This is a genomic window from Sporolactobacillus nakayamae, assembly GCF_900113325.1.
Classification (GTDB): Bacteria; Bacillota; Bacilli; order Bacillales; family Sporolactobacillaceae; genus Sporolactobacillus; species Sporolactobacillus nakayamae.
The window spans coordinates 143,643-161,806 of sequence record NZ_FOOY01000010.1; the positions used below are offsets into that span (position 1 = coordinate 143,643).

Annotated in this window: 19 protein-coding genes and 1 tRNA gene; 16 read left to right on the forward strand and 4 right to left on the reverse strand. The window is 42.9% G+C overall.

Annotated features, from left to right (window positions below; all coding sequences use genetic code 11):
* Window positions 1-16 precede the first annotated feature (16 nt).
* The 9 genes from BM003_RS08495 to bsh all read left to right on the forward strand — a co-directional run bounded on the left by BM003_RS08495 (window position 17) and on the right by bsh (window position 8,627).
* Complete coding sequence (locus BM003_RS08495) at window positions 17-1,036, forward strand: GerMN domain-containing protein (protein ID WP_093672082.1); 1,020 nt, start codon at window positions 17-19, stop codon at window positions 1,034-1,036.
* 294 nt (window positions 1,037-1,330) lie between these two features.
* Window positions 1,331-2,083, forward strand: a complete 753-nt coding sequence (gene rph / locus BM003_RS08500; protein WP_093672084.1) for a ribonuclease PH — start codon at window positions 1,331-1,333, stop codon at window positions 2,081-2,083.
* Window positions 2,080-2,685, forward strand: coding sequence for an XTP/dITP diphosphatase (locus BM003_RS08505; protein ID WP_093672086.1), 606 nt, complete (start codon window positions 2,080-2,082; stop codon window positions 2,683-2,685). The genes rph and BM003_RS08505 overlap by 4 nt, the downstream gene beginning before the upstream one ends.
* The gene (locus tag BM003_RS08510; RefSeq protein WP_093672088.1) at window positions 2,682-3,209 is read left to right on the forward strand and encodes a metallophosphoesterase family protein; all 528 of its coding nucleotides are present in this window, start codon (window positions 2,682-2,684) and stop codon (window positions 3,207-3,209) included. The genes BM003_RS08505 and BM003_RS08510 overlap by 4 nt, the downstream gene beginning before the upstream one ends.
* 487 nt (window positions 3,210-3,696) lie before the next feature.
* The gene (locus tag BM003_RS08515) at window positions 3,697-4,464 is read left to right on the forward strand and encodes an epoxyqueuosine reductase QueH (RefSeq protein ID WP_093672127.1); all 768 of its coding nucleotides are present in this window, start codon (window positions 3,697-3,699) and stop codon (window positions 4,462-4,464) included.
* A gap of 379 nt (window positions 4,465-4,843) precedes the next feature.
* Entirely contained in the window at window positions 4,844-5,665 is an 822-nt protein-coding gene (gene ku, locus BM003_RS08520; RefSeq protein WP_177184715.1) for a non-homologous end joining protein Ku, read from the forward strand.
* Window positions 5,666-5,668: 3 nt separating this feature from the next.
* Complete coding sequence (ligD, locus tag BM003_RS08525) at window positions 5,669-6,622, forward strand: non-homologous end-joining DNA ligase (protein ID WP_093672092.1); 954 nt, start codon at window positions 5,669-5,671, stop codon at window positions 6,620-6,622.
* Window positions 6,619-7,527, forward strand: a complete 909-nt coding sequence (ligD, locus tag BM003_RS08530; RefSeq protein WP_093672094.1) for a non-homologous end-joining DNA ligase — start codon at window positions 6,619-6,621, stop codon at window positions 7,525-7,527. Before ligD (BM003_RS08525) ends, ligD (BM003_RS08530) begins: the two co-directional genes overlap by 4 nt.
* Before the next feature lie 110 nt (window positions 7,528-7,637).
* Window positions 7,638-8,627 (forward strand): choloylglycine hydrolase, encoded by a 990-nt coding sequence (bsh, locus tag BM003_RS08535; protein WP_093672096.1) that lies wholly within the window; start codon window positions 7,638-7,640, stop codon window positions 8,625-8,627.
* A gap of 132 nt (window positions 8,628-8,759) precedes the next feature.
* Here the strand turns inward: bsh and BM003_RS08540 are convergent, their stop codons facing one another.
* Together BM003_RS08540 and BM003_RS08545 are read right to left on the reverse strand one after the other, a co-directional pair.
* The gene (locus BM003_RS08540) at window positions 8,760-9,191 is read right to left on the reverse strand and encodes a hypothetical protein (RefSeq protein ID WP_143128444.1); all 432 of its coding nucleotides are present in this window, start codon (window positions 9,189-9,191) and stop codon (window positions 8,760-8,762) included.
* Between the two features lie 203 nt (window positions 9,192-9,394).
* Window positions 9,395-9,742: a hypothetical protein gene (locus tag BM003_RS08545; RefSeq protein ID WP_093672100.1), complete on the reverse strand. Its 348-nt coding sequence runs from the start codon at window positions 9,740-9,742 to the stop codon at window positions 9,395-9,397.
* A gap of 227 nt (window positions 9,743-9,969) precedes the next feature.
* Between BM003_RS08545 and BM003_RS08550 the strand changes: the two genes are divergently transcribed.
* From BM003_RS08550 to BM003_RS18100, 6 genes are all read left to right on the forward strand, one after another.
* Window positions 9,970-10,332: a 3D domain-containing protein gene (locus tag BM003_RS08550; protein WP_245734163.1), complete on the forward strand. Its 363-nt coding sequence runs from the start codon at window positions 9,970-9,972 to the stop codon at window positions 10,330-10,332.
* Window positions 10,333-10,732: 400 nt separating this feature from the next.
* Window positions 10,733-12,475 (forward strand): DUF4153 domain-containing protein, encoded by a 1,743-nt coding sequence (locus BM003_RS08555; RefSeq protein WP_093672104.1) that lies wholly within the window; start codon window positions 10,733-10,735, stop codon window positions 12,473-12,475.
* Window positions 12,476-12,635: 160 nt separating this feature from the next.
* Window positions 12,636-13,097: a DUF2975 domain-containing protein gene (locus BM003_RS08560; protein WP_093672106.1), complete on the forward strand. Its 462-nt coding sequence runs from the start codon at window positions 12,636-12,638 to the stop codon at window positions 13,095-13,097.
* 11 nt (window positions 13,098-13,108) lie between these two features.
* Window positions 13,109-13,321, forward strand: a complete 213-nt coding sequence (locus tag BM003_RS08565; RefSeq protein ID WP_093672108.1) for a helix-turn-helix domain-containing protein — start codon at window positions 13,109-13,111, stop codon at window positions 13,319-13,321.
* Window positions 13,322-13,336: 15 nt separating this feature from the next.
* A complete protein-coding gene (locus BM003_RS08570; RefSeq protein ID WP_093672110.1) occupies window positions 13,337-14,914 on the forward strand; it encodes a DUF4153 domain-containing protein in 1,578 nt (525 codons plus the stop codon).
* Window positions 14,915-15,649: 735 nt separating this feature from the next.
* The gene (locus tag BM003_RS18100; protein ID WP_281242882.1) at window positions 15,650-15,781 is read left to right on the forward strand and encodes a hypothetical protein; all 132 of its coding nucleotides are present in this window, start codon (window positions 15,650-15,652) and stop codon (window positions 15,779-15,781) included.
* A gap of 483 nt (window positions 15,782-16,264) precedes the next feature.
* Here the strand turns inward: BM003_RS18100 and BM003_RS08575 are convergent, their stop codons facing one another.
* Together BM003_RS08575 and BM003_RS08580 are read right to left on the reverse strand one after the other, a co-directional pair.
* Window positions 16,265-17,035, reverse strand: a complete 771-nt coding sequence (locus BM003_RS08575; RefSeq protein ID WP_093672112.1) for a 2-keto-4-pentenoate hydratase — start codon at window positions 17,033-17,035, stop codon at window positions 16,265-16,267.
* A gap of 339 nt (window positions 17,036-17,374) precedes the next feature.
* Window positions 17,375-17,448, reverse strand: a tRNA-Arg gene (locus BM003_RS08580).
* A 487-nt stretch (window positions 17,449-17,935) separates the two neighbouring features.
* Between BM003_RS08580 and BM003_RS08585 the strand changes: the two genes are divergently transcribed.
* The coding region (locus tag BM003_RS08585; RefSeq protein ID WP_143128445.1) for a DUF4372 domain-containing protein at window positions 17,936-18,164 on the forward strand (229 nt) is incomplete at its 3' end.

Genomic DNA, 18,164 nt, shown 5'->3' on the forward strand with positions numbered 1-18,164 from the left:
AAGGGAGGGTACGACTATGTATCGTCGAGCATCGATTCTTATTACGACGACTTTGCTTATAGTCTCGATGACGCTGCTTGCCGGTTGCGGAAGTATGGCAGATCAAGAACCAAGCAGTGTAAAGTATGTCGACAGCAAAGCTGATTTGACGAAAACCGCGACACATCAACAATTCACGGAAAGGGTGTTGTATTTAACAGATGCGAATGGTTTTGTTGCACCGCAGATGGTTGGATTGCCTAAGAGCAGTGCCGCGATGAAACAGGTATTAAGCTATTTAGTTAATGATGGGCCTGTTTCTAACTTGCTCCCAAACGGATTTCAGGCGGTACTGCCTTCAGGGACAGAGGTTAAAAATGTGACCACCGATCAGCGAGGCAATGTGATCGCAGACTTTTCTAAAGAACTTTTGGATACGCCTGCGGCCAGCCAGAAACAAGCCGTTCAATCCATTGTCTGGACGTTGACCCAATTTCAAGCGGTTAAATCGGTTACGATCACGGTGGATGGCAAGGCGCTTGATGTGTGGCCCTCAAGCAAGATGGATGTAGGACGAGGGCTCACTCGAGCAGACGGCATTAATCAAGGTGTCAGTGATGTTGCGGATGTGACGGGAAGCGAGCCGCTTACGGTCTATTATATGGCTGCCAATAAAGGTAAAACGTACGATGTACCGGTTACCGTTCGCGGTGTGGTGGATTCAGATCGTGTGACGAGTCTCATCAACGCGCTGATCAATGAACCTGCCACAGGTGTGCTCATTTCGCCGATGAATCCCGACGTGCAACTGACCCGTAAGCCGCAAATTAAGAATGGAACGGTTAGTCTTCATTTTAATAATGCGATTTATGATAATAAAAAAGCGAAGACTATTAATGATCAGGTACTGCGCAGTCTCGTGCTCACGCTTACGGGGGAGGCAAATATTCAGAAGGTATCGATCCAAGTCGGGAATGCAACGAAGATGACACTGGAATCGGGAAAAACATTGTCGGGACCTGTTTCTCGTGATTTTGTTGATGCAACGGGCTTGTAATTTTATAGGATAAAAAATATGGTATAGTAAGAGGAGCGAAATCAGCTTCTCTTATTTTTTTACTATAAGAAAGTATATAATTTTAAGGATCATAGTATAAGTGCAACTAAGTCTTCGCCAGAGGCTTGGCGAAGCCAAGTTTTCTAACACTGATAAGAAAGTATAAAAAAATTAAAGATTCAAGGAAACGAGTGTAAGTGCAACTAAGTCTTCGCCTTCGTCAGAGGCTTGGCGAACCCAAGTTTTCTAATGAGAGCAGGCTATTACTACTAGACACGGGGGCTAAACGGAACAATGAGACCAGATGGCAGAGCAAGTGATGAACTTAGGTCTGTTCAAATACAGCCGGATTTTATTATTCATCCTGAGGGATCGGTCCTGATCACTGTGGGTAAAACAAAGGTGATTTGCAACGCGAGCATTGAGGATCGAGTACCGCCGTTTTTGCGTGGGCAAAAAAAGGGATGGATTACCGCGGAGTACGCGATGTTGCCGCGAGCGACTCCTGATCGGAATATACGAGAATCGTCACGGGGAAAAGTGACCGGAAGAACAATGGAAATTCAACGCTTGATCGGGCGCGCGCTTCGGTCTGTGGTCGATCTGGACCGATTAGGCGAGCGTACCCTATGGATTGATTGTGACGTCATTCAGGCGGATGGAGGCACACGTACTGCTTCCATTACCGGCGCGTTTGTGGCAATGGCGCTCGCATTTAAAAAAGCACTTGAACGCAAACAAATTGCGAAGCTTCCGATTAAGTCCTATTTAGCCGCGACCTCAGTTGGAGTTCATCCTGTTCACGGACCAATTCTCGACCTTTGCTATAAAGAGGATTCGACGACCGATGTCGATATGAACATTGTGATGAACGGACATGATGAATATATTGAGATTCAAGGAACCGGTGAGGAAGCGACGTTTAATGAGAAGGAATTGGCAACGCTGCTTTCTCTTGCGAAAAAAGGGATCCATGAGCTCATTGAAATTGAAAAAGCGATTCTCGGCGATCTAGTTATCGAACAAAAGGTGGGGACGAACAAGTGACCAAGGTATTGATTGCTTCGAACAACCCGGGGAAAATTAAAGAATTTAAAACCTTGCTTGCCGGATTTGGCGCTGAGGTTTTCTCGTTGAAAGACATGGATATCCATACGGACGTTCCGGAAACCGGGACAACATTTCGTGAGAACGCGGCGTTGAAAGCGGAAGCGTTGGCACAAACGACCGGAATGATCACGTTAGCTGATGATTCCGGATTATGTGTGGATGCGCTAAATGGCGAACCGGGAATTTATTCGGCGCGTTACGCGGGACCGGATAAGAATAGTGAACACAACATTGATCTTTTGCTGCGCAAGCTTGACGGCGTGCCTGTGGACGCGCGAACCGCACATTTTATTTGCGTGCTTGCGATCAGCAGACCCAATCATCCAACTCATTTTGCCGAAGGACGTTGTGACGGATTAATCACGATGGAAAGGCGTGGTGAAGATGGATTCGGCTATGATCCGCTATTCCTGATTCCGGATCGGCAGCAGACGTTCGCTCAAATGGGCGAAGAAGACAAGAACAAGATCAGCCATCGCGCACGTGCGCTGCTTCAGTTAGTTGACAATTGGACAAGCTGGGTTGGTGAAAACCAATGAAGGGATTAATTGTCAGCGACACGCATGGCTTTACTCATGAATTGTCGACAGTGAAACAGCGTTATGCGGGACAGTTGGATTTCATGATTCATTGCGGTGATTCGGAACTGCAACCGGATCGACCGGAAATGGACGGATTTGTGGCTGTTGAGGGAAATTGCGACTACATGGGCGCATATCCAAATGAATGCACGAAACGGTTTGGTGCATTGAACTTTTTTGTTGCTCATGGACATTTGCTTGGCGCGCGTCAATCACCTGCACGTTTGTGCTACCGTGGACTTGAGGAGAAGGCGAATGTTGTCTGTTATGGCCACACGCATTTCGCCGGTTGCTTTCAAGAAGAAGGTATGATTGTCATCAATCCCGGAAGTCTGCGTCTGCCACGTAATTATCAAGAAGGAACCTATGTCATTTTTGAGTATGATGAAGAAAAACAGCAAGCTCAGGTTGCCTATTACAACTTTGCGGGACAATCTGTAGACATGTTTTCCAAAACGTTTACACTCAATCTGAATGAATAACGAATAGAACGACAAAGAGAGCCGGATTTCCAGTCCGGCTCTCTTTGTTTGCGGAACAAACCGCTACGCTTAGGAGTGATGAGGAGGGGCACTCATATGGCGGCTATCAGACATCGTTAACCTTTTGCCTGATAATACATATTATGTTGGTTCAGGTGTTTTGAGTGGGGAGATGAACGAGCAGAAAAGCCTGTTTTGCGTCCAAAAGTATAAAAAGTATCACTTTGCGGAGAGATGGACATACTGCCAATAAGTAAATTCTGACAGATGCGCGACGTAAAATCCGCTCATTCAGAGATCATGAGGTGTTGACGTGGAGGGAAACTTTTTTAAAGGTGCGTTATGGGCGATGGTGCTCTGTATCCCGTTTTGGTTGGTTGTCATTGGCCTTGCTATCGTACTTTTGTGATCATTTACTCATTGATCGGATGATTTAACCTTGATACAATTGAATGAATTGATGTGCAATTAAAGAGGCCTGATTATGCTGATTAATGCTGAAGAAATTCTAAATAAATTACAACCAAATCAAAAGATTAATTATGACGATGTATTAAGGAAAATGATTGAGTCCTGGAAAAGGCAAGGCACACGACCAAGGCTGCTGATTCATAGCTGCTGCGCGCCATGCAGTACCTACGTACTTGAATTTCTGTCGCAAAGCGCCGACATCACGATTTATTATACCAACTCCAATATTCATCCCAAGGCGGAATACGAGCGGAGAAAGTATGTCCAAGAGAAATTTATCATGGACTTTAATGAACGCACCGGTAATCATGTCGCGTTTATTGCTGCGCCGTATCGGCCACTCGACTATTTCGCAAAGGTAAAGGGTCTGGAGAAAGAGCCGGAGTGCGGCAAACGGTGCAGCGCGTGCTTTGAGATGCGGCTGGATCTGGCCGCAAAGAAAGCGAAGGAATTAGGTTTTGATTACTTCTCAACAGTTCTGACAATCAGTCCGCATAAAAATAGTCAAGTAGTGAACCGGATCGGACTTACGGTTCAGAAGACTGATAATTTTCCTTATCTTCCTGCTGATTTTAAGAAAAGAGGCGGCTATCAGCGGTCAATCGAACTGTGCAATGCGTATGATGTCTACAGACAGTGCTATTGCGGCTGCGTGTTTGCGGCATTGCAGCAAGGAGTCGACTTGGTACAGACCGTTCGTGAAGCAAAAGAGGCACTCAAAGAAGCGAATCGCGCTGATGGCTTACATGAAAATGATGAAAAATTTGAGGTAACAAAAAAATAATAAAGAAAAAACATTATTATAATAAAAAATTTGCAAAAAATGTAGAAAATTTATAAATTCTCTGTTATGCTAAACTTGTAACTCGGTAAAGCAATAACCCCCCTTTTTAGGACCTTGAAAAAGGTCTTTTTTTTTCTCTTAAATCATTTAAATTGTCGATGACCATACTGATTCTTAAAAACAAAAAACTTGTGTATGCTTAAATTCAAGTTATATAATAGGAATCGCCTTCTGCTTCTGATAAGTAACATCCTTTTCTTTCGCTTCTCAATAATTTGAGAGGCTTTTTTTTATGAATAAATCGTGGGAAATTGTTCCTTTTTGACATCGATCATTAAACTTTATGTGACGCGCGCATACTATCCGTGAGGTGAACATGATGCGAACAATGTGGAAGGGCTCAATTCAATTCGGACTTGTTTATATTCCGATAAAACTGTATACAGCCACAGAAAACAAAGACATCCGGTTAAGAATGCTTCATAAAGAGTGTTTGGCGCCGATTAATTATACGCGTACGTGCTCGAAATGCGGAAAAGCGATTGAGAATGAGTCAATCGTCAAGGGGTATGAGTATGCACCGGGTCAGTTTGTACCCATTAGCGAGCAGGAATTAAATGATCTTCAAGATAATGGTGACAAGCATATCGAAATCATAAATTTCGTGAAGCTGAGTGAAATTGATCCTATCTATTATGAAAAATCCTATTTTATTGGTCCGGACAGTGGAAATGGTATTCGTGCCTTTTCTTTGCTGAAACAAGCGATTCAGGATTCTGATCGGATTGGAATCGCAAACATCATTATTCGATCAAAGCAGCATTTGGCCGCAATCCGCAGCTTTGAGAATGGCATGCTTCTAGAGACTCTGTACTATCCAGACGAGGTGCGTGCGATTAGTGAAGTGCCTGGCCTCGGAGACCTCGCCACGGATAACGCTCCCAAAGAAATGACGATTGCCAATCAATTAGTTGATCAGCTGACAACTGAATTTAATCCCGATCAGTATAAGGACGACTATCGGTTGAAATTGGAGAAATTGATAGACGACAAAGTCGCCGGACTGCCTGTAGAGAAGAAAAAGGGACGAACCTCGCAGCCGAATGTTGTTGATCTGCTCTCTGCGCTAGAAGCGAGCGTAAAAGAAACCAAGCCGAAGCCAAAACGAAAGACAGTCGCGCGCCGAAAGAAAACGGTGTAGACGATGAATCTCCAACCGATCGTGCCATTTGAACCAATTCGCAAGACTGCCATTCCCGCAGGCGCAGGGTGGGTGCATCAAGTAAAGTGGGATGGTGTGCGTATTCTGACTTACTATGACGGACAAGAAGTACGTCTGTTCAACAGAAGACAAAATGAACGTACCGATAACTATCCTGAACTGACGAAGATCAACCAGACTGCGAAGGCGAGTTCGTTGATTCTCGATGGGGAAGTGATCGCGCTTGATGTGCATGGACGACCGTCATTTCATGAAATCATGAAGCGGGACAGCATACGCAATCCGGCCCGTGTTCATCTGTTAATGGCTGCTGTCCCAATCGATTACATGGTTTTCGATCTAATTTATTGTAATGGTCATTGGGTGAATGATCGTCCGTTCAGTGAACGTACGGAACTGCTGAAGCAATGGCTGCCCACTAATGAACGGATCCACATCGTTCCGAACTACGAAGATGGCGACGTCCTTTTTGAAAAAATTAAAAAGCAGCATATGGAAGGAATCGTTTCGAAAAGGCTGGATAGTACCTATGCCATTAATCGCAAAAGCGATCAGTGGATAAAAATAAAGGTAACGCGTGATTTAATTGCGGTGGTTGGCGGTGTGACGTACAGAGGAGCTGTCGTGAATGCGTTGCTGCTCGGTCTCTATGCGTCTGGAGGTCATCTTGTCTATATTGGGCACGCGGGGACTGGAAAGTTGACAGGAGACGATTGGCTATCAATCACCAATTTTGTAGAAAAATTAAAAATTGAAAGAAGACCATTTCTTAATCAACCGGATCGGAACACGAATGCAAAATGGATTGAGCCTAAGTTAACGGTCAAAGTGGCTTTTCAAGAGTGGACAGCTGGCCATGTGCTCAGACAGCCAAGTATTCAGGCATTCGTGCATGCTGATCCCAAACGATGCACGATCGAGGAGATGGATGAATGAAAAGCGAAGAAACGAATCGCTTAATAAACGGGCTGCAGGTTACTCATCCGGAAAAGCCGATATGGCAGCAACCGCCGATTAATAAAGAACAATTTATCGCTTATTTAGATTTGGCGGCACCATTCATGCTTCCGTTTTTATCGAGAAGAGCATTAACCGTCATTCGTTTTCCTCATGGCGTTCCCGGAACATCCTTTTTTCAGAAAAACTGCCCGGAATACGCGCCTAAATCGGTAGATACCTATGAAAAAGAGGGAACACGCTACATTGTTTGCGACAGTAAAACAACCTTATTGTGGCTCGGCAATCAACTAGCAATTGAATATCATATCCCTTTTCAGAAAATCGACTCCGTTCGGCCGACGGAGATTGTCTTCGATCTTGATCCGCCTGATCGGTCGGCATTTCCACTCGCAATAAAGGCAGCTAGTGAGATGAGGCTTCTATTTGAGCGGCTTTCCATCGTTAGTTTCCCAAAATTGTCAGGAAGTCGTGGGCTTCAGATTCATATACCAATCGCTGATCTTGGATTGAGCTATGCGGACACGCGACTGTTTACCGCACTAATTGCAGATCTCCTCATACGTCAATCGCCGGAGCTCTATACGGTTGAACGGTTAAAAAAGAACCGAGGCAACCGGCTTTACATTGACTATGTACAACATGCAGAGGGGAAAACAATTATTTGTCCTTATTCTCCTAGAGGAAGGGAGGGAGCGACAGTCGCTGCTCCGTTATTGTGGCATGAGGTTAACGAATCATTACGAATCGAATCGTTTACTATTGCGACGGTCCTCGAACGCATTTCTCAAGGGGTGAATCCAATGCATAATTATTTTGAACAGAAAAATGAGTCATTGATTCCAATCGTTAATCAGTTAAAACGAGTGAACTCGGCAAGCTAATGTACTCTATGACTAGGGAACGTTTCCTCCTTTAATTTGATGACAGTATGCTATACTGGAAAAAATCGGATTATTTTGTAAATCTGATTCATCATGAGGAGGAACCTGCCATGTGTACAAGCGTGACACTCGAAACTACAGAGGGACATCATCTTTTTGGAAGGACGATGGATTTCGCAACTGACCTTGGTCAGACGGTTACGGTTGTGCCGCGAAACTATTCCTGGATATCCGCCGCTTCCGGCGAATACATTAAAACCAGGTACGGGATGATCGGCATGGCTTCGGTCGCAGAGGACGTTATTGTGTATGCTGATGGTATGAATGAAGCGGGTCTGGCCTGCGCGACGCTCTATTTGCCGGGGTTCGCGGATTTTAACGATCAGCCGAGTAAAGGGAAGGAAGCCGTCGCTCCACATGATTTTGTGTTTTGGAGTTTATCTCAATTTGGCAGTATTGCGGAAGTGAAGGAAGCACTCGCAAAAGTTTCCCTTGTGGATTTTCCATTAGCAGCGATGGGAATCACGCCTCCTCTGCATTGGATTTTGTCGGACAAAACAGGGAGAAGTATTGTTGTCGAACCCTTGGAGAAAGATATTAAGATAGTCGATAATCCTGTTGGCGTCATGACCAATAGTCCTGATTTTCAATGGCATTTGACCAATCTGAGACAGTTTATCGGCTTGCGCCCGAAGCAATTTGAGGCGACACGCTGGGAAGATCTTGAGTTGTCAGCACTTAGCCAAGGTTCGGGTTCAGTTGGATTGCCCGGTGATTTTACCCCGCCGTCTCGGTTTGTGCGTGCGGCATATTGGAAGAACAACATTACTGGCATTGATACAGAACGTGACGGTATTACAGGATTATTTCATATTCTATCTACATGTGATCTTCCAAAAGGGGCGGTTGTGACGCCGGACAACATGGAAGATGTGACCCTTTACACATCGGCCATGTGCGCTGAATCGGGTAACTTTTACTATCATGGTTATGACAATCGGCAGATTACAGTGGTGAATCTCTTTCGTGAAGATTTGGATGCTGCTGAGATTAGAACTTATCCGTTTATCCGGGAACAGGCTTTTCATTTTGAAAATTAATAAACGAAACATGCCGATTAAATACCTTCATAAATAGTCAAAAAAGCCCTGAATAAGGGCTTTTTCGCTTACCTGTATAATTGGTAAGTGATAATCGGCTCAATTATGAAAAAAATATTTTTTCATTTTGATTCAAGTAATACTGATGCCGCGAGCGAAGCGCCCAATAAAATGAATATCTGCGAAGTCAATGACTTCACAATTAACGTCCTTGTTATTTCTGAGGATAAGGGAATGGTTGGTGAGTAGCTTTGACTTCCCTGCAAACAGACGACGATCGGTAGTCTGAAGGATCACGCGGTCTCCTTCAATAAACATTTGGCGCGGCTCAACGACCCATATAGGATAACTTTTGATGCCAATATAATCACAGATCGCAACATCAAGACTATCGAGTGCAAAGGTCTTTGGAAAGATATGCTCTCCTTCACGGATGGTATACGGGTAATAGTCATCGTGATCGTTGACGGCTTCCGATTGGATCAGTTGATCGAATTTCAAATCAGTGATAATGGGAAGCTTTACGATACGAGTTGGTTCAAGTTGAATTTTAAAAACCTCCAAACAGTCATTCGCATTACAAGTAAGCAACAACCTTGCCTTTTATTATTTATCGGTTTCATCATGGATCCATTATACCAGTAATGAATAAGTCGTTAATCATTATGAACCAAGTGAGGACTGTGCGCAAGAATCTGCCATTTTTTTTACTTATTATTCCTGTTATGTACCTAAATTTTGCAGAATACGACTACTGAATGATGAACTTAGTGGAAAAATGAAAATAAATAGTAGACAGCAATCGCGAAGATAATAATGATGAGAAGAGTAATGTACAATTTATAATCATTTGTTGGTCGGAGTGTGCGATCAAGTTCGTCGACATCGCAGACCTCGATAATGCTATCGAATTCGCCATCATCTTTGTACAAATTAAATTCAATCACATAGGTAATTCCTGATTTTGTCTGATAAGACATATTCTCCAGACCGACAATGTCCTTCCAATATAACCGTTTGAATTCTTCCTTCCCACCGGTAATTCGCGCGCAAAGCTCATCAAGCTCATGGGGTTTAAACGTTTTTCCAACAAGGTTCTTTAATTCATCCAACATATGAAGTCCTCCCGTGTAATCCATTCAAACTAGTATATGGGCGAACGCCTGATTTTCTGACAGAGAAAAATGACGAATGGGCACCATTTTGCACTTTATATGTACGCAGCTAAACAAAGTGCAATCAACTTGTTATGCCGTTGTAATGAAACGAGAACAGTTATGATACATGGTTGTTATATAGAATTGGTAAATTGTAGACAGACGGAAAACAAAGGATGTTGAAAATGAAAAAGATCATTTTGTTAATCGCCATCATCGCTGTTCTGTTTGCGGGAATGCCGGAGAATGCTGCGACAGCGAAATCAAAGTATAAGAAAATTACAGTCAGCGCGACCTCTTACTGTGAGCTTGGACGTACAGCAACAGGATTTAATTATAAAAAACACCCGAAGGCAAAGGCGATCGCGGTTGATCCGCGTGTCATTCCGCTTGGGTCAAAAGTATATGTGCCGGGCTATGGATACGCAATCGCAAGAGATGTTGGCGGCCGAATTAAAGGAAAAGTCATCGATGTTCACTATAAAACAAGAAAACAAGCAATCAATTGGGGAAGGAAAAAAATTAAGATTAAGGTTTATCGCAATTAATTGAATGAAACCGAATAGGTCAACAGATAAAAGCTCATGCCTGAGTTATCGGGCATGAGCGATTGCTTTTTAATAGGGGATAATGTCTCTATAGTTTGGGATAAACCCGGGAGTTACTGAACCCGGGTATGATAGCGATCCCAAATAACTGCTGCAACGACCGGAATGATAACGCAAACTGATCCAAATACACCTAAAGTAATCATCTCTCCGTCACGCTCCTCAAGTTAATATGTTAAGCGCTTACACAACTGTAGTGTACTCCTTTAACTTTGTCCTATGCAAGCAAAAGCAGCCCATTTTCACCGATCACTGATAAGAATGATTAAAATGAAGCCGTCGCGTGTTTTTTTTCGTAAATAGAACGTTAGGATAAGAACATCTCAAAGAGGTGATCACTATGAGACTGCTTGCAATGTTGACAAGTCGATTGACGAGTCTGAATACAACGATTATGCGATTTCCGATAACCGTTATTCTGCTCGTTATCCTTGCCGTGATGCAATGCATAGCCATTGAGACCGGTCATGAATACGGTAACGCAGTTGTTACATTGATTTTTGCTGCGCTGGCATTTAGCGCGGCTCAGGTATATGCTGAGCGGTACGCGCATTCATGGCGGACACGCGCGCTCCCGATGGCGGGAGCAGCGTTGCTCACTATTCTTTATTTTCTTTTAATTCGCCATGAGCCGGCTTTCAGTACAATCGAGACGACGCGTACGAGTATCGCTATTTTTGGGCTTATTATTGCCTTTGCTTGGCTTCCCTCGCTCAGGGGAGGCAGTTCTTTCTATGCAAACTTTATGATTTTATTTAAATCCGTATTTCGGTCACTTTTTTTCTCCACAATCATTTACGGCGGGATCATGCTGATCCTTTTTGCGGTGGATACGCTGCTCGTTCAAATCGGATCACGACCATATTCGTATACGGGTATCATTCTATGGACGGTGTGGGCACCGACACTCTTTTTGTCTCTGATTCCCGTATTCCGTGCGAACTCCATTGAGATCGAACATGCGGCAAAAGTTCCGAAATTTTTTGAGGTACTGATTTCATATGTCCTGATTCCAGTTGCGGCAATATACAACCTTGTCCTATTAATTTATATGGTAAAAACGATCATGCTAAGCGATTGGAATGAGAACTTGCTCGAGCCGCTCATCCTGTCCTACTGTATCGCGGTACTGATGATCTATAGTTTATCGAATCAGCTAATGAATCGGTTTGCAGTGCTTTTTCGCCATTTAGCACCTAAATTACTAATTCCTGTTGCTCTGTTCCAATTTGCATCGACTTTGCTCATTGTCTTAGATCAAGGAATGACGCATACCCATTATCTCGTTTTACTTTTCTGTCTTTATGCCGCGGTAAGCGGCGTCATTTTAAGCATCTCATCACTGAAAAGCAAAGGATATATTGCCATCCTCGCAATGGTTTGCTCTGTGATCGCAATGACACCGCCAATCGACGCGTTTACGACAAGCCGGATCAGTCAGACTGCCCAGCTTCAAACGGTGCTTGAACGCAATCAAATGATTCGCAATCATCAAGTCCAACCCAATCCAAGTATCGATCGAAAAGATCAGGAGACGATTGCTCGTTCGATAAGCTATCTGGAGCGGATCGACGCGCTTCAACGCCTCTCCTACTTACCGAAGTCCTTTGAGGTCTCAACTGATTTTGAGACAACCTTTGGATTCTCGCCTTATGCAAAGAGCGACTACCAAAGCTTTGACATCGGCACGGATCATGCGGTGCGTATTTCCGGTTATGATCATTTAGCGAGGCTTTCAATCAGCAAATCGGGTGGAAAGAGCGATTTTTCGATAAGCAGAATGTCGGAGGACGGAACTGTTTATCAAGTGTCCTTTGATCCTGAGGGGAGATACGGAGCCATTCAGATTACTGATTCGAGGGAACGCGTCCTTATATCCGCACCACTTGCCCCAATGATTCATCACATAGAAAGAAGTAAAAAAACTGAGGGAAGTGATACGGTAGCCGTTGATCAGATGTCCTTCGAAAAGGAGAACGATAAGGCAAAACTAAAGGTGGTTTTTCAAAATTTCACCATTGAGGGAGCATCAGAAACTACCTCATTTAATGCCATGGTTTATGTTCTCACGTCACTAAAATAATGATGAATTTCGATCGGTGCGGGTTATGACTGCACCGGTTTTTTATTGCACTGGTTATCTTTAAACAGAAAATGATTATCGAAAAACAATAAATAAATACTGTTTTTCAATAAAATGTATGCTATAATCACTTTGGAAATTAAATGAGAGGTGAGCAAGAATGGTTATTCTTGATGAAAAAGGGCTTTCGGGTTATGTCAAGCGCATGCTTGATCTGATTTTTCTTGGCGGTATCGGCATACTCTTGAGCCTTCCTTGGTCGGTCAATTGGTATATGGATCAATTGAGCTATGAAACAAACCGCAACTATTGGTTTTTACTCATTTTTCTTTATGTCACAGGCGTTTTTGCCTTGCAGATTGTCTACGAGGTCAGACGGATCTTTAAGACATTGAACAGACATAATCCGTTCATGATGGATAACGTGCACAGCCTGAAACGAATCGCAATTGCTTCTTTTATTATTTCATTCTGCTATGCGGTAAAGGTTGTGTGCTTTAATTCTTTTTTCACAATTATCATTGCAATGATTTTTATTATCGCGGGATTCTTCTCCATTATTCTTGCTGAAGTTTTCAAGCAGGCAGTGGTTGTCAAAGAAGAAAATGACTTAACAGTATAGAGGTGCGAAAGATGGCTATAGTTGTAAATCTTGATGTCGTTATGGCGAAAAAGAAAATGAGCGCGACCGAACTTGCGGCGAAGGTACAGATCACACCTGCAAATCTTTCCATTTTAAAGAACAACAAAGCGAAGGCGATCCGGTTTTCCACGCTTGAGGCGATTTGTAAAGCGCTCGACTGTCAGCCAGGCGATCTGCTGGTTTATGAAGAGGACGATAAATAAAAGAGGTGTTAGGGAATGGACGACTTTTCAACGACAAAAACGCTAGGAGAACAGAGTGATCATCCGATTCTACATAATAGGAGCAGCAGACTTTTGCTTTGCACCGTACTGCTTGGTGTTTTGGCCAATTGGTTCTTTTTTGATCAATTGCCTGGTATTTCAATTCCATTGTTCGTCTTTGCATTTTACAGCGTATTTCTTTGGAATACGCGCAGCATTGTAACGGTACGCAGGGATTTTTCCGGGTTCTTACTGATACCGATCAGCTTGCTGTCACTAACTTACTTGATTTTCTCGAATATGGTTTTCTATGCATTAAACCTTATGGCGATACCGATATTGATCGTGATGCAGACCACGCTTGCCGCAGGACGTTCCAAATCCGCATGGCATTCTGTTAAATTCATCGGCGATGTGTTTCTCGGATTTTTTTATCGGCCGTTTGCTTTTCTTTTCCTGCCATTCCGTTTGATTGCGAAACGGTTGAGTAAAGGATTGTCCATGGGCAAAAGCAGTACGCTGACCAGAGTATTGCTAGGAGTGCTGATTGCGATCCCACTCGTTGTCATCGTTGTCACTCTTCTTGCATCTGCAGATGAGGTATTCAGCTACTTTCTAGGGGCGATTCCAGAGCTGCTTGAGGCGATTAATTTCGATGAATTTGTTCCTCGATTTATTTTTGCGACAGTGATCGCATTGTGTTCGTTCAGCTATATATGGAGTCTGATCACAAAACGAAGGCCGCTAACCACGTTTCGGGAACCCGAGGATTATGTAAATTTAGCAAATAGTATTGATCACGTTGTTGCTGCCACAATTTTGAGTATCATTAACGCGATTTATGTATTCTTTACACTGATTCAATTTTCGTACCTATTCGGCGGTTTTTCACTCGACCTTCCGCAGCAATTTACCTATGCGGAATACGCGCGCCGCGGATTTTTTGAGCTTATCCTTGTAACGTTGATCAACTTCAGCATCTTGCTCGCGCTGATCTATTGGACCAAAAAAGTCGGCAAGGTCATGGACCGGACGATTCAAGTGCTTGAATCACTGCTCGTCGGCTGCACCTTGATCATGCTCGGCTCTGCATTTATCCGCATGTATTTATATGAGCAGATGTATGGATTTACCTATCTTCGCGTATTGACCCACGCGTTTATGATTTTACTCTTTGTCCTGTTCATTTTTACGCTATGCAGAATCTGGAATGTGCGCATCGAGCTGTTTAAGTATTATTTGCTTACTGCGATTACCGCATTTGTGCTGGTTAACTATTTCAACAGTGACGTACTGATCACTAAATGGAACATGGCACGTTATGAGCAGACGGGAAAAATTGATGTGGGTTACCTGTCTTCGCTTTCTGACGGCGCCATTCCGCAGCTCACCGGATTGCTTCAGGCGGAAGATGAGGCGGTGCGCGCTAAGACAGAAAATTATTTATTCGAACGTAAAAAGGAATTGAACGACGAACGTTCTTGGCAATCATTCAACCTGTCACGCTTGCATGCGAAAAAGGTGCTCGCAAATTTTGAACTGCGCCATAATAAAGCCTATGATTATCACACACCGGATCTACCAAATGACTAAAGCGGTTGATCATGCTAGAGCAGGTGAAAAATTAAAAAAATAAGGGCGAATTCATATACATCATTGTCATCTTGATCATTTTTGGTGCGGGGTATTATTTTGTTGAACTTGGTGATTCGGAAAATTAGGAAAACATGACGCGGCTGTTAAAAATGTGAATCGAGTCCTTGCATTCAAAAATAAAAAAGAAATCAATGCCATTGCTGCAAATGAAACGACAAGAAGCTTTCTTTTGACTATAAGAAAAGGCCAAAATGTAAAAGTACGTCCGGTCTCAAGGCGAAGAACCTAATGGTTGGCACTACTATGTAACCGAAATTAATAATCGGGATTTTGATTTATCTGTTGAACCGGAAAAGAAGAATAAACTTTTCGATTATATTTTTCCAATATACAAACTCAGAAAGATAAATATGCAATAATCAGGCCGCTAGTGGTTTAGGCCATCAAAACAATAACCGGGAAAAACTAATCGACACGGACTGCTTCATGTTGGCATCAGTCAGTGGGTGGATTGTTTCGCAATTGACGGAAGAAGCGCAGTAAACGGCTCCCGAAAATTTGCGAATGGATGATCTGAATCGCAAAACGATGGAAAAAGTGATAAAACTAGGAAAGCTGGGCCGAAGAGAAGGAGTTAGACCGACTATTGAAGTTCAACCTAACGGGAAAAGTTGGACCCAAGAGAGGAGAAGTCGAACCGAACCATTGGAAAGTCGAACCGAAGAATAGAAGTTGAACCGAACCATTGGAAAGTCGAACCGAAGACCCGAAGTTGAACCGAACCATCGGAAAGTCGAACCGAACGCGACCAAAGTCGAACCCAAGAGCCGAGAAGTCGAACCGAAGACCAAAAGTCCAACCTAACGAGTGAAAGTTAAACCCAATTCTTGGAAAATTCAACCTAAGAGAGAAAAAGTAGTAACGAATTCCCAAACTCGTATCGAACCGAAGTAAAATCGTAACGAAGGACCTCAAACTCGTAACGAACTCACAGAAAGTTGTAGCGAATTCCCAAACTCGTATCGAACCGAAGGAAAATCGTAGCGAAAGAGCTCAAAATCGTAACGAATTTACAGAAAGTTGTAGCGAATTCTCAAACTCGTATCGAACCGAAGGAAAATCGTAACGAAGGACCTCAAAATCGTAACGAACTCACAGAAAGTTGTAGCGAATTCCCAAACTCGTATCGAACCGAAGGAAAATCGTAGCGAATTCCCAAACTCGTAACGAACGACGCAGCAAAGTCGTAACGAATTTGCTGCGTACTCCGTCTTAACTGCGCAGCAAAAAATAAAACGGCCGAGTCCCTAGGTGTGGGATCCAGCCGTATTTCAACAATCAATTAATTTATTTTACATGCAACGTGACGCTGCCAAGGTTGTGATCAAACGTTGCGACATAAGTTCCTTTTTCCAACTTCTTCGGCAAGCAGAAGGTACCTGTTGAAACGGTTGTGCCTTTAGTTACCTTCTTACCTTCTTGATCGAGTTTTTGCACAAGCCATTTTAATGCGTGCAACGGATTACCCAGCACCTCGGAGGAAACACCGGATGTGAGTGGTTTGCCATTCAATGTGACCTTGGAAGTGACATCAGACAATTCGTCCAAAGATGGTTTTGGCGCCGCATCGCCTACTACCACGCGACCGCAGACGGCGCTGTCTGAGATGACAAGTTCAAGAGGCAGCACTGGAAACCAATCCTTGAAACGTGAATCAGGAACCTCAATACCTGGCGCAACGTCGGTTTTATCGAGCAAGGCTTGTTCATCATCTTCAGGAGACAAATCTTCCAGAGCGGTGAATTCCAATTCGAGTTCGAGCAACGGTTCGTTCAATGTACTCAGATCAACAGTTGCGCCGTCCTTTAAAACGCTTGAATCAACGATCTGCCCATAAAGAGGAGAGTCTGAATGGAACATATCCTGAGTCGTTTTACTTGTCAGGCTGATTTTGTAACCTTTAACTGATTCGCCTTTCTTCGCGTTAAACGTGTGCTGAACATCATAAGCGAGTGCAGGTGTCAGCTCGGAATGTTCAACACCCTTCCAAGCAAGCGGTTCACCTTTACTCAAAGACTTGTACAACTTTTCTGACAAATTATCTTGTGTAAACACCATCCTAAAACGCCTTCTTTTTCTCTTTTTTTTAAAAATTTATGTAGTGCTCATTATAGTACGGTCAGTTGTATAGTCAAGACTGATGCGCAAAAAAATCTAATAAAATAATGAATTTATTCACCAAATTAGGAGAATAGAGACACCAAGATTTATTTACTCATTCAAACCAAAAAAATTCCAATGAGGACAGGAAGGGAAGGCGTGCAGCATTTTGATAAGCTTTTGTCCGAAAAGCAGAAAAATAAAAAACACCCCATTATGACCACAATTCGCGCTAAATAATACTTGTTAGAAATTCGATCAAAACAAAAAAGCCTTATCTATCAAGGCTTTTCGCTATGTCCCAGAAGGGATTCGAACCCATGACCCACGGCTTAGAAGGCCGTTGCTCTATCCAGCTGAGCTACTGGGACAAGATTTAATAATGTATTTCATGACGACCTATATTATTTTAGAGAATGTGACAAGATCTGTCAATGGCTGAATGCAAATACTTTGAGCAATCGTGTTTTTTCTTATTGAAAATTTGTTTTATTAGATGATGGGAATGACTTTTTTCTAATGAGCAGTCAAACCTCCATCCAGAAGTTTTCATAGTGGATTCGTACCGAACCATGGCGAAATACTATCCGGTCGCAGCGTCTTACTATTTATATCAGAAAAAACGAAAAGATGATTTTGAATGTCACTGAAATGATAAGGGTATTGGCTTACCCGTCTTCGTACCGGAAAACATGATCGAGTATTGCTTCGATAAGGAGATACTAGCGTTGCGTTAATTATTTCTAATCATTCATAATACTATGAATGTTCAAAAATATAGTGATTTCCAAACAAAATAATCCTTTATAATGGAAGAATAGGTGATTCCTATCCAAATCCAAAAATAAAGGACTACGCATGGATAAGGATACACAATTCTCTTCATTTAAACAATGGTTACATCCAATTAATTTTCAACAACTTGACCAAACGGTCAAGGAAAAACAAAGCGATAAATACGTAAAAAAGCTGACAACTAAAGCCTATATCTTGCTTTTCTTATACGCACATCTTCACCAAGAAGACAGTCTGCATTCACTCTCAACTCGTGTTTTGGATGATAAGCTACAAGAAGCAATCGGCTTTT

What these genes read in the sequence shown, in the direction of transcription:
- BM003_RS08495 (WP_093672082.1), top strand. Translation starts at nt 17, where the DNA reads ATGTATCGTCGAGCATCGATTCTTATTACGACGACTTTGCTTATAGTC.
- rph (WP_093672084.1), top strand. Translation starts at nt 1,331, where the DNA reads ATGAGACCAGATGGCAGAGCAAGTGATGAACTTAGGTCTGTTCAAATA.
- BM003_RS08510 (WP_093672088.1), top strand. Translation starts at nt 2,682, where the DNA reads ATGAAGGGATTAATTGTCAGCGACACGCATGGCTTTACTCATGAATTG.
- ku (WP_177184715.1), top strand. Translation starts at nt 4,844, where the DNA reads ATGCGAACAATGTGGAAGGGCTCAATTCAATTCGGACTTGTTTATATT.
- ligD (WP_093672092.1), top strand. Translation starts at nt 5,669, where the DNA reads ATGAATCTCCAACCGATCGTGCCATTTGAACCAATTCGCAAGACTGCC.
- ligD (WP_093672094.1), top strand. Translation starts at nt 6,619, where the DNA reads ATGAAAAGCGAAGAAACGAATCGCTTAATAAACGGGCTGCAGGTTACT.
- bsh (WP_093672096.1), top strand. Translation starts at nt 7,638, where the DNA reads ATGTGTACAAGCGTGACACTCGAAACTACAGAGGGACATCATCTTTTT.
- BM003_RS08545 (WP_093672100.1), bottom strand. Translation starts at nt 9,742, where the DNA reads ATGTTGGATGAATTAAAGAACCTTGTTGGAAAAACGTTTAAACCCCAT.
- BM003_RS08550 (WP_245734163.1), top strand. Translation starts at nt 9,970, where the DNA reads ATGAAAAAGATCATTTTGTTAATCGCCATCATCGCTGTTCTGTTTGCG.
- BM003_RS08555 (WP_093672104.1), top strand. Translation starts at nt 10,733, where the DNA reads ATGAGACTGCTTGCAATGTTGACAAGTCGATTGACGAGTCTGAATACA.
- BM003_RS08560 (WP_093672106.1), top strand. Translation starts at nt 12,636, where the DNA reads ATGGTTATTCTTGATGAAAAAGGGCTTTCGGGTTATGTCAAGCGCATG.
- BM003_RS08565 (WP_093672108.1), top strand. Translation starts at nt 13,109, where the DNA reads ATGGCTATAGTTGTAAATCTTGATGTCGTTATGGCGAAAAAGAAAATG.
- BM003_RS08570 (WP_093672110.1), top strand. Translation starts at nt 13,337, where the DNA reads ATGGACGACTTTTCAACGACAAAAACGCTAGGAGAACAGAGTGATCAT.
- BM003_RS08575 (WP_093672112.1), bottom strand. Translation starts at nt 17,035, where the DNA reads ATGGTGTTTACACAAGATAATTTGTCAGAAAAGTTGTACAAGTCTTTG.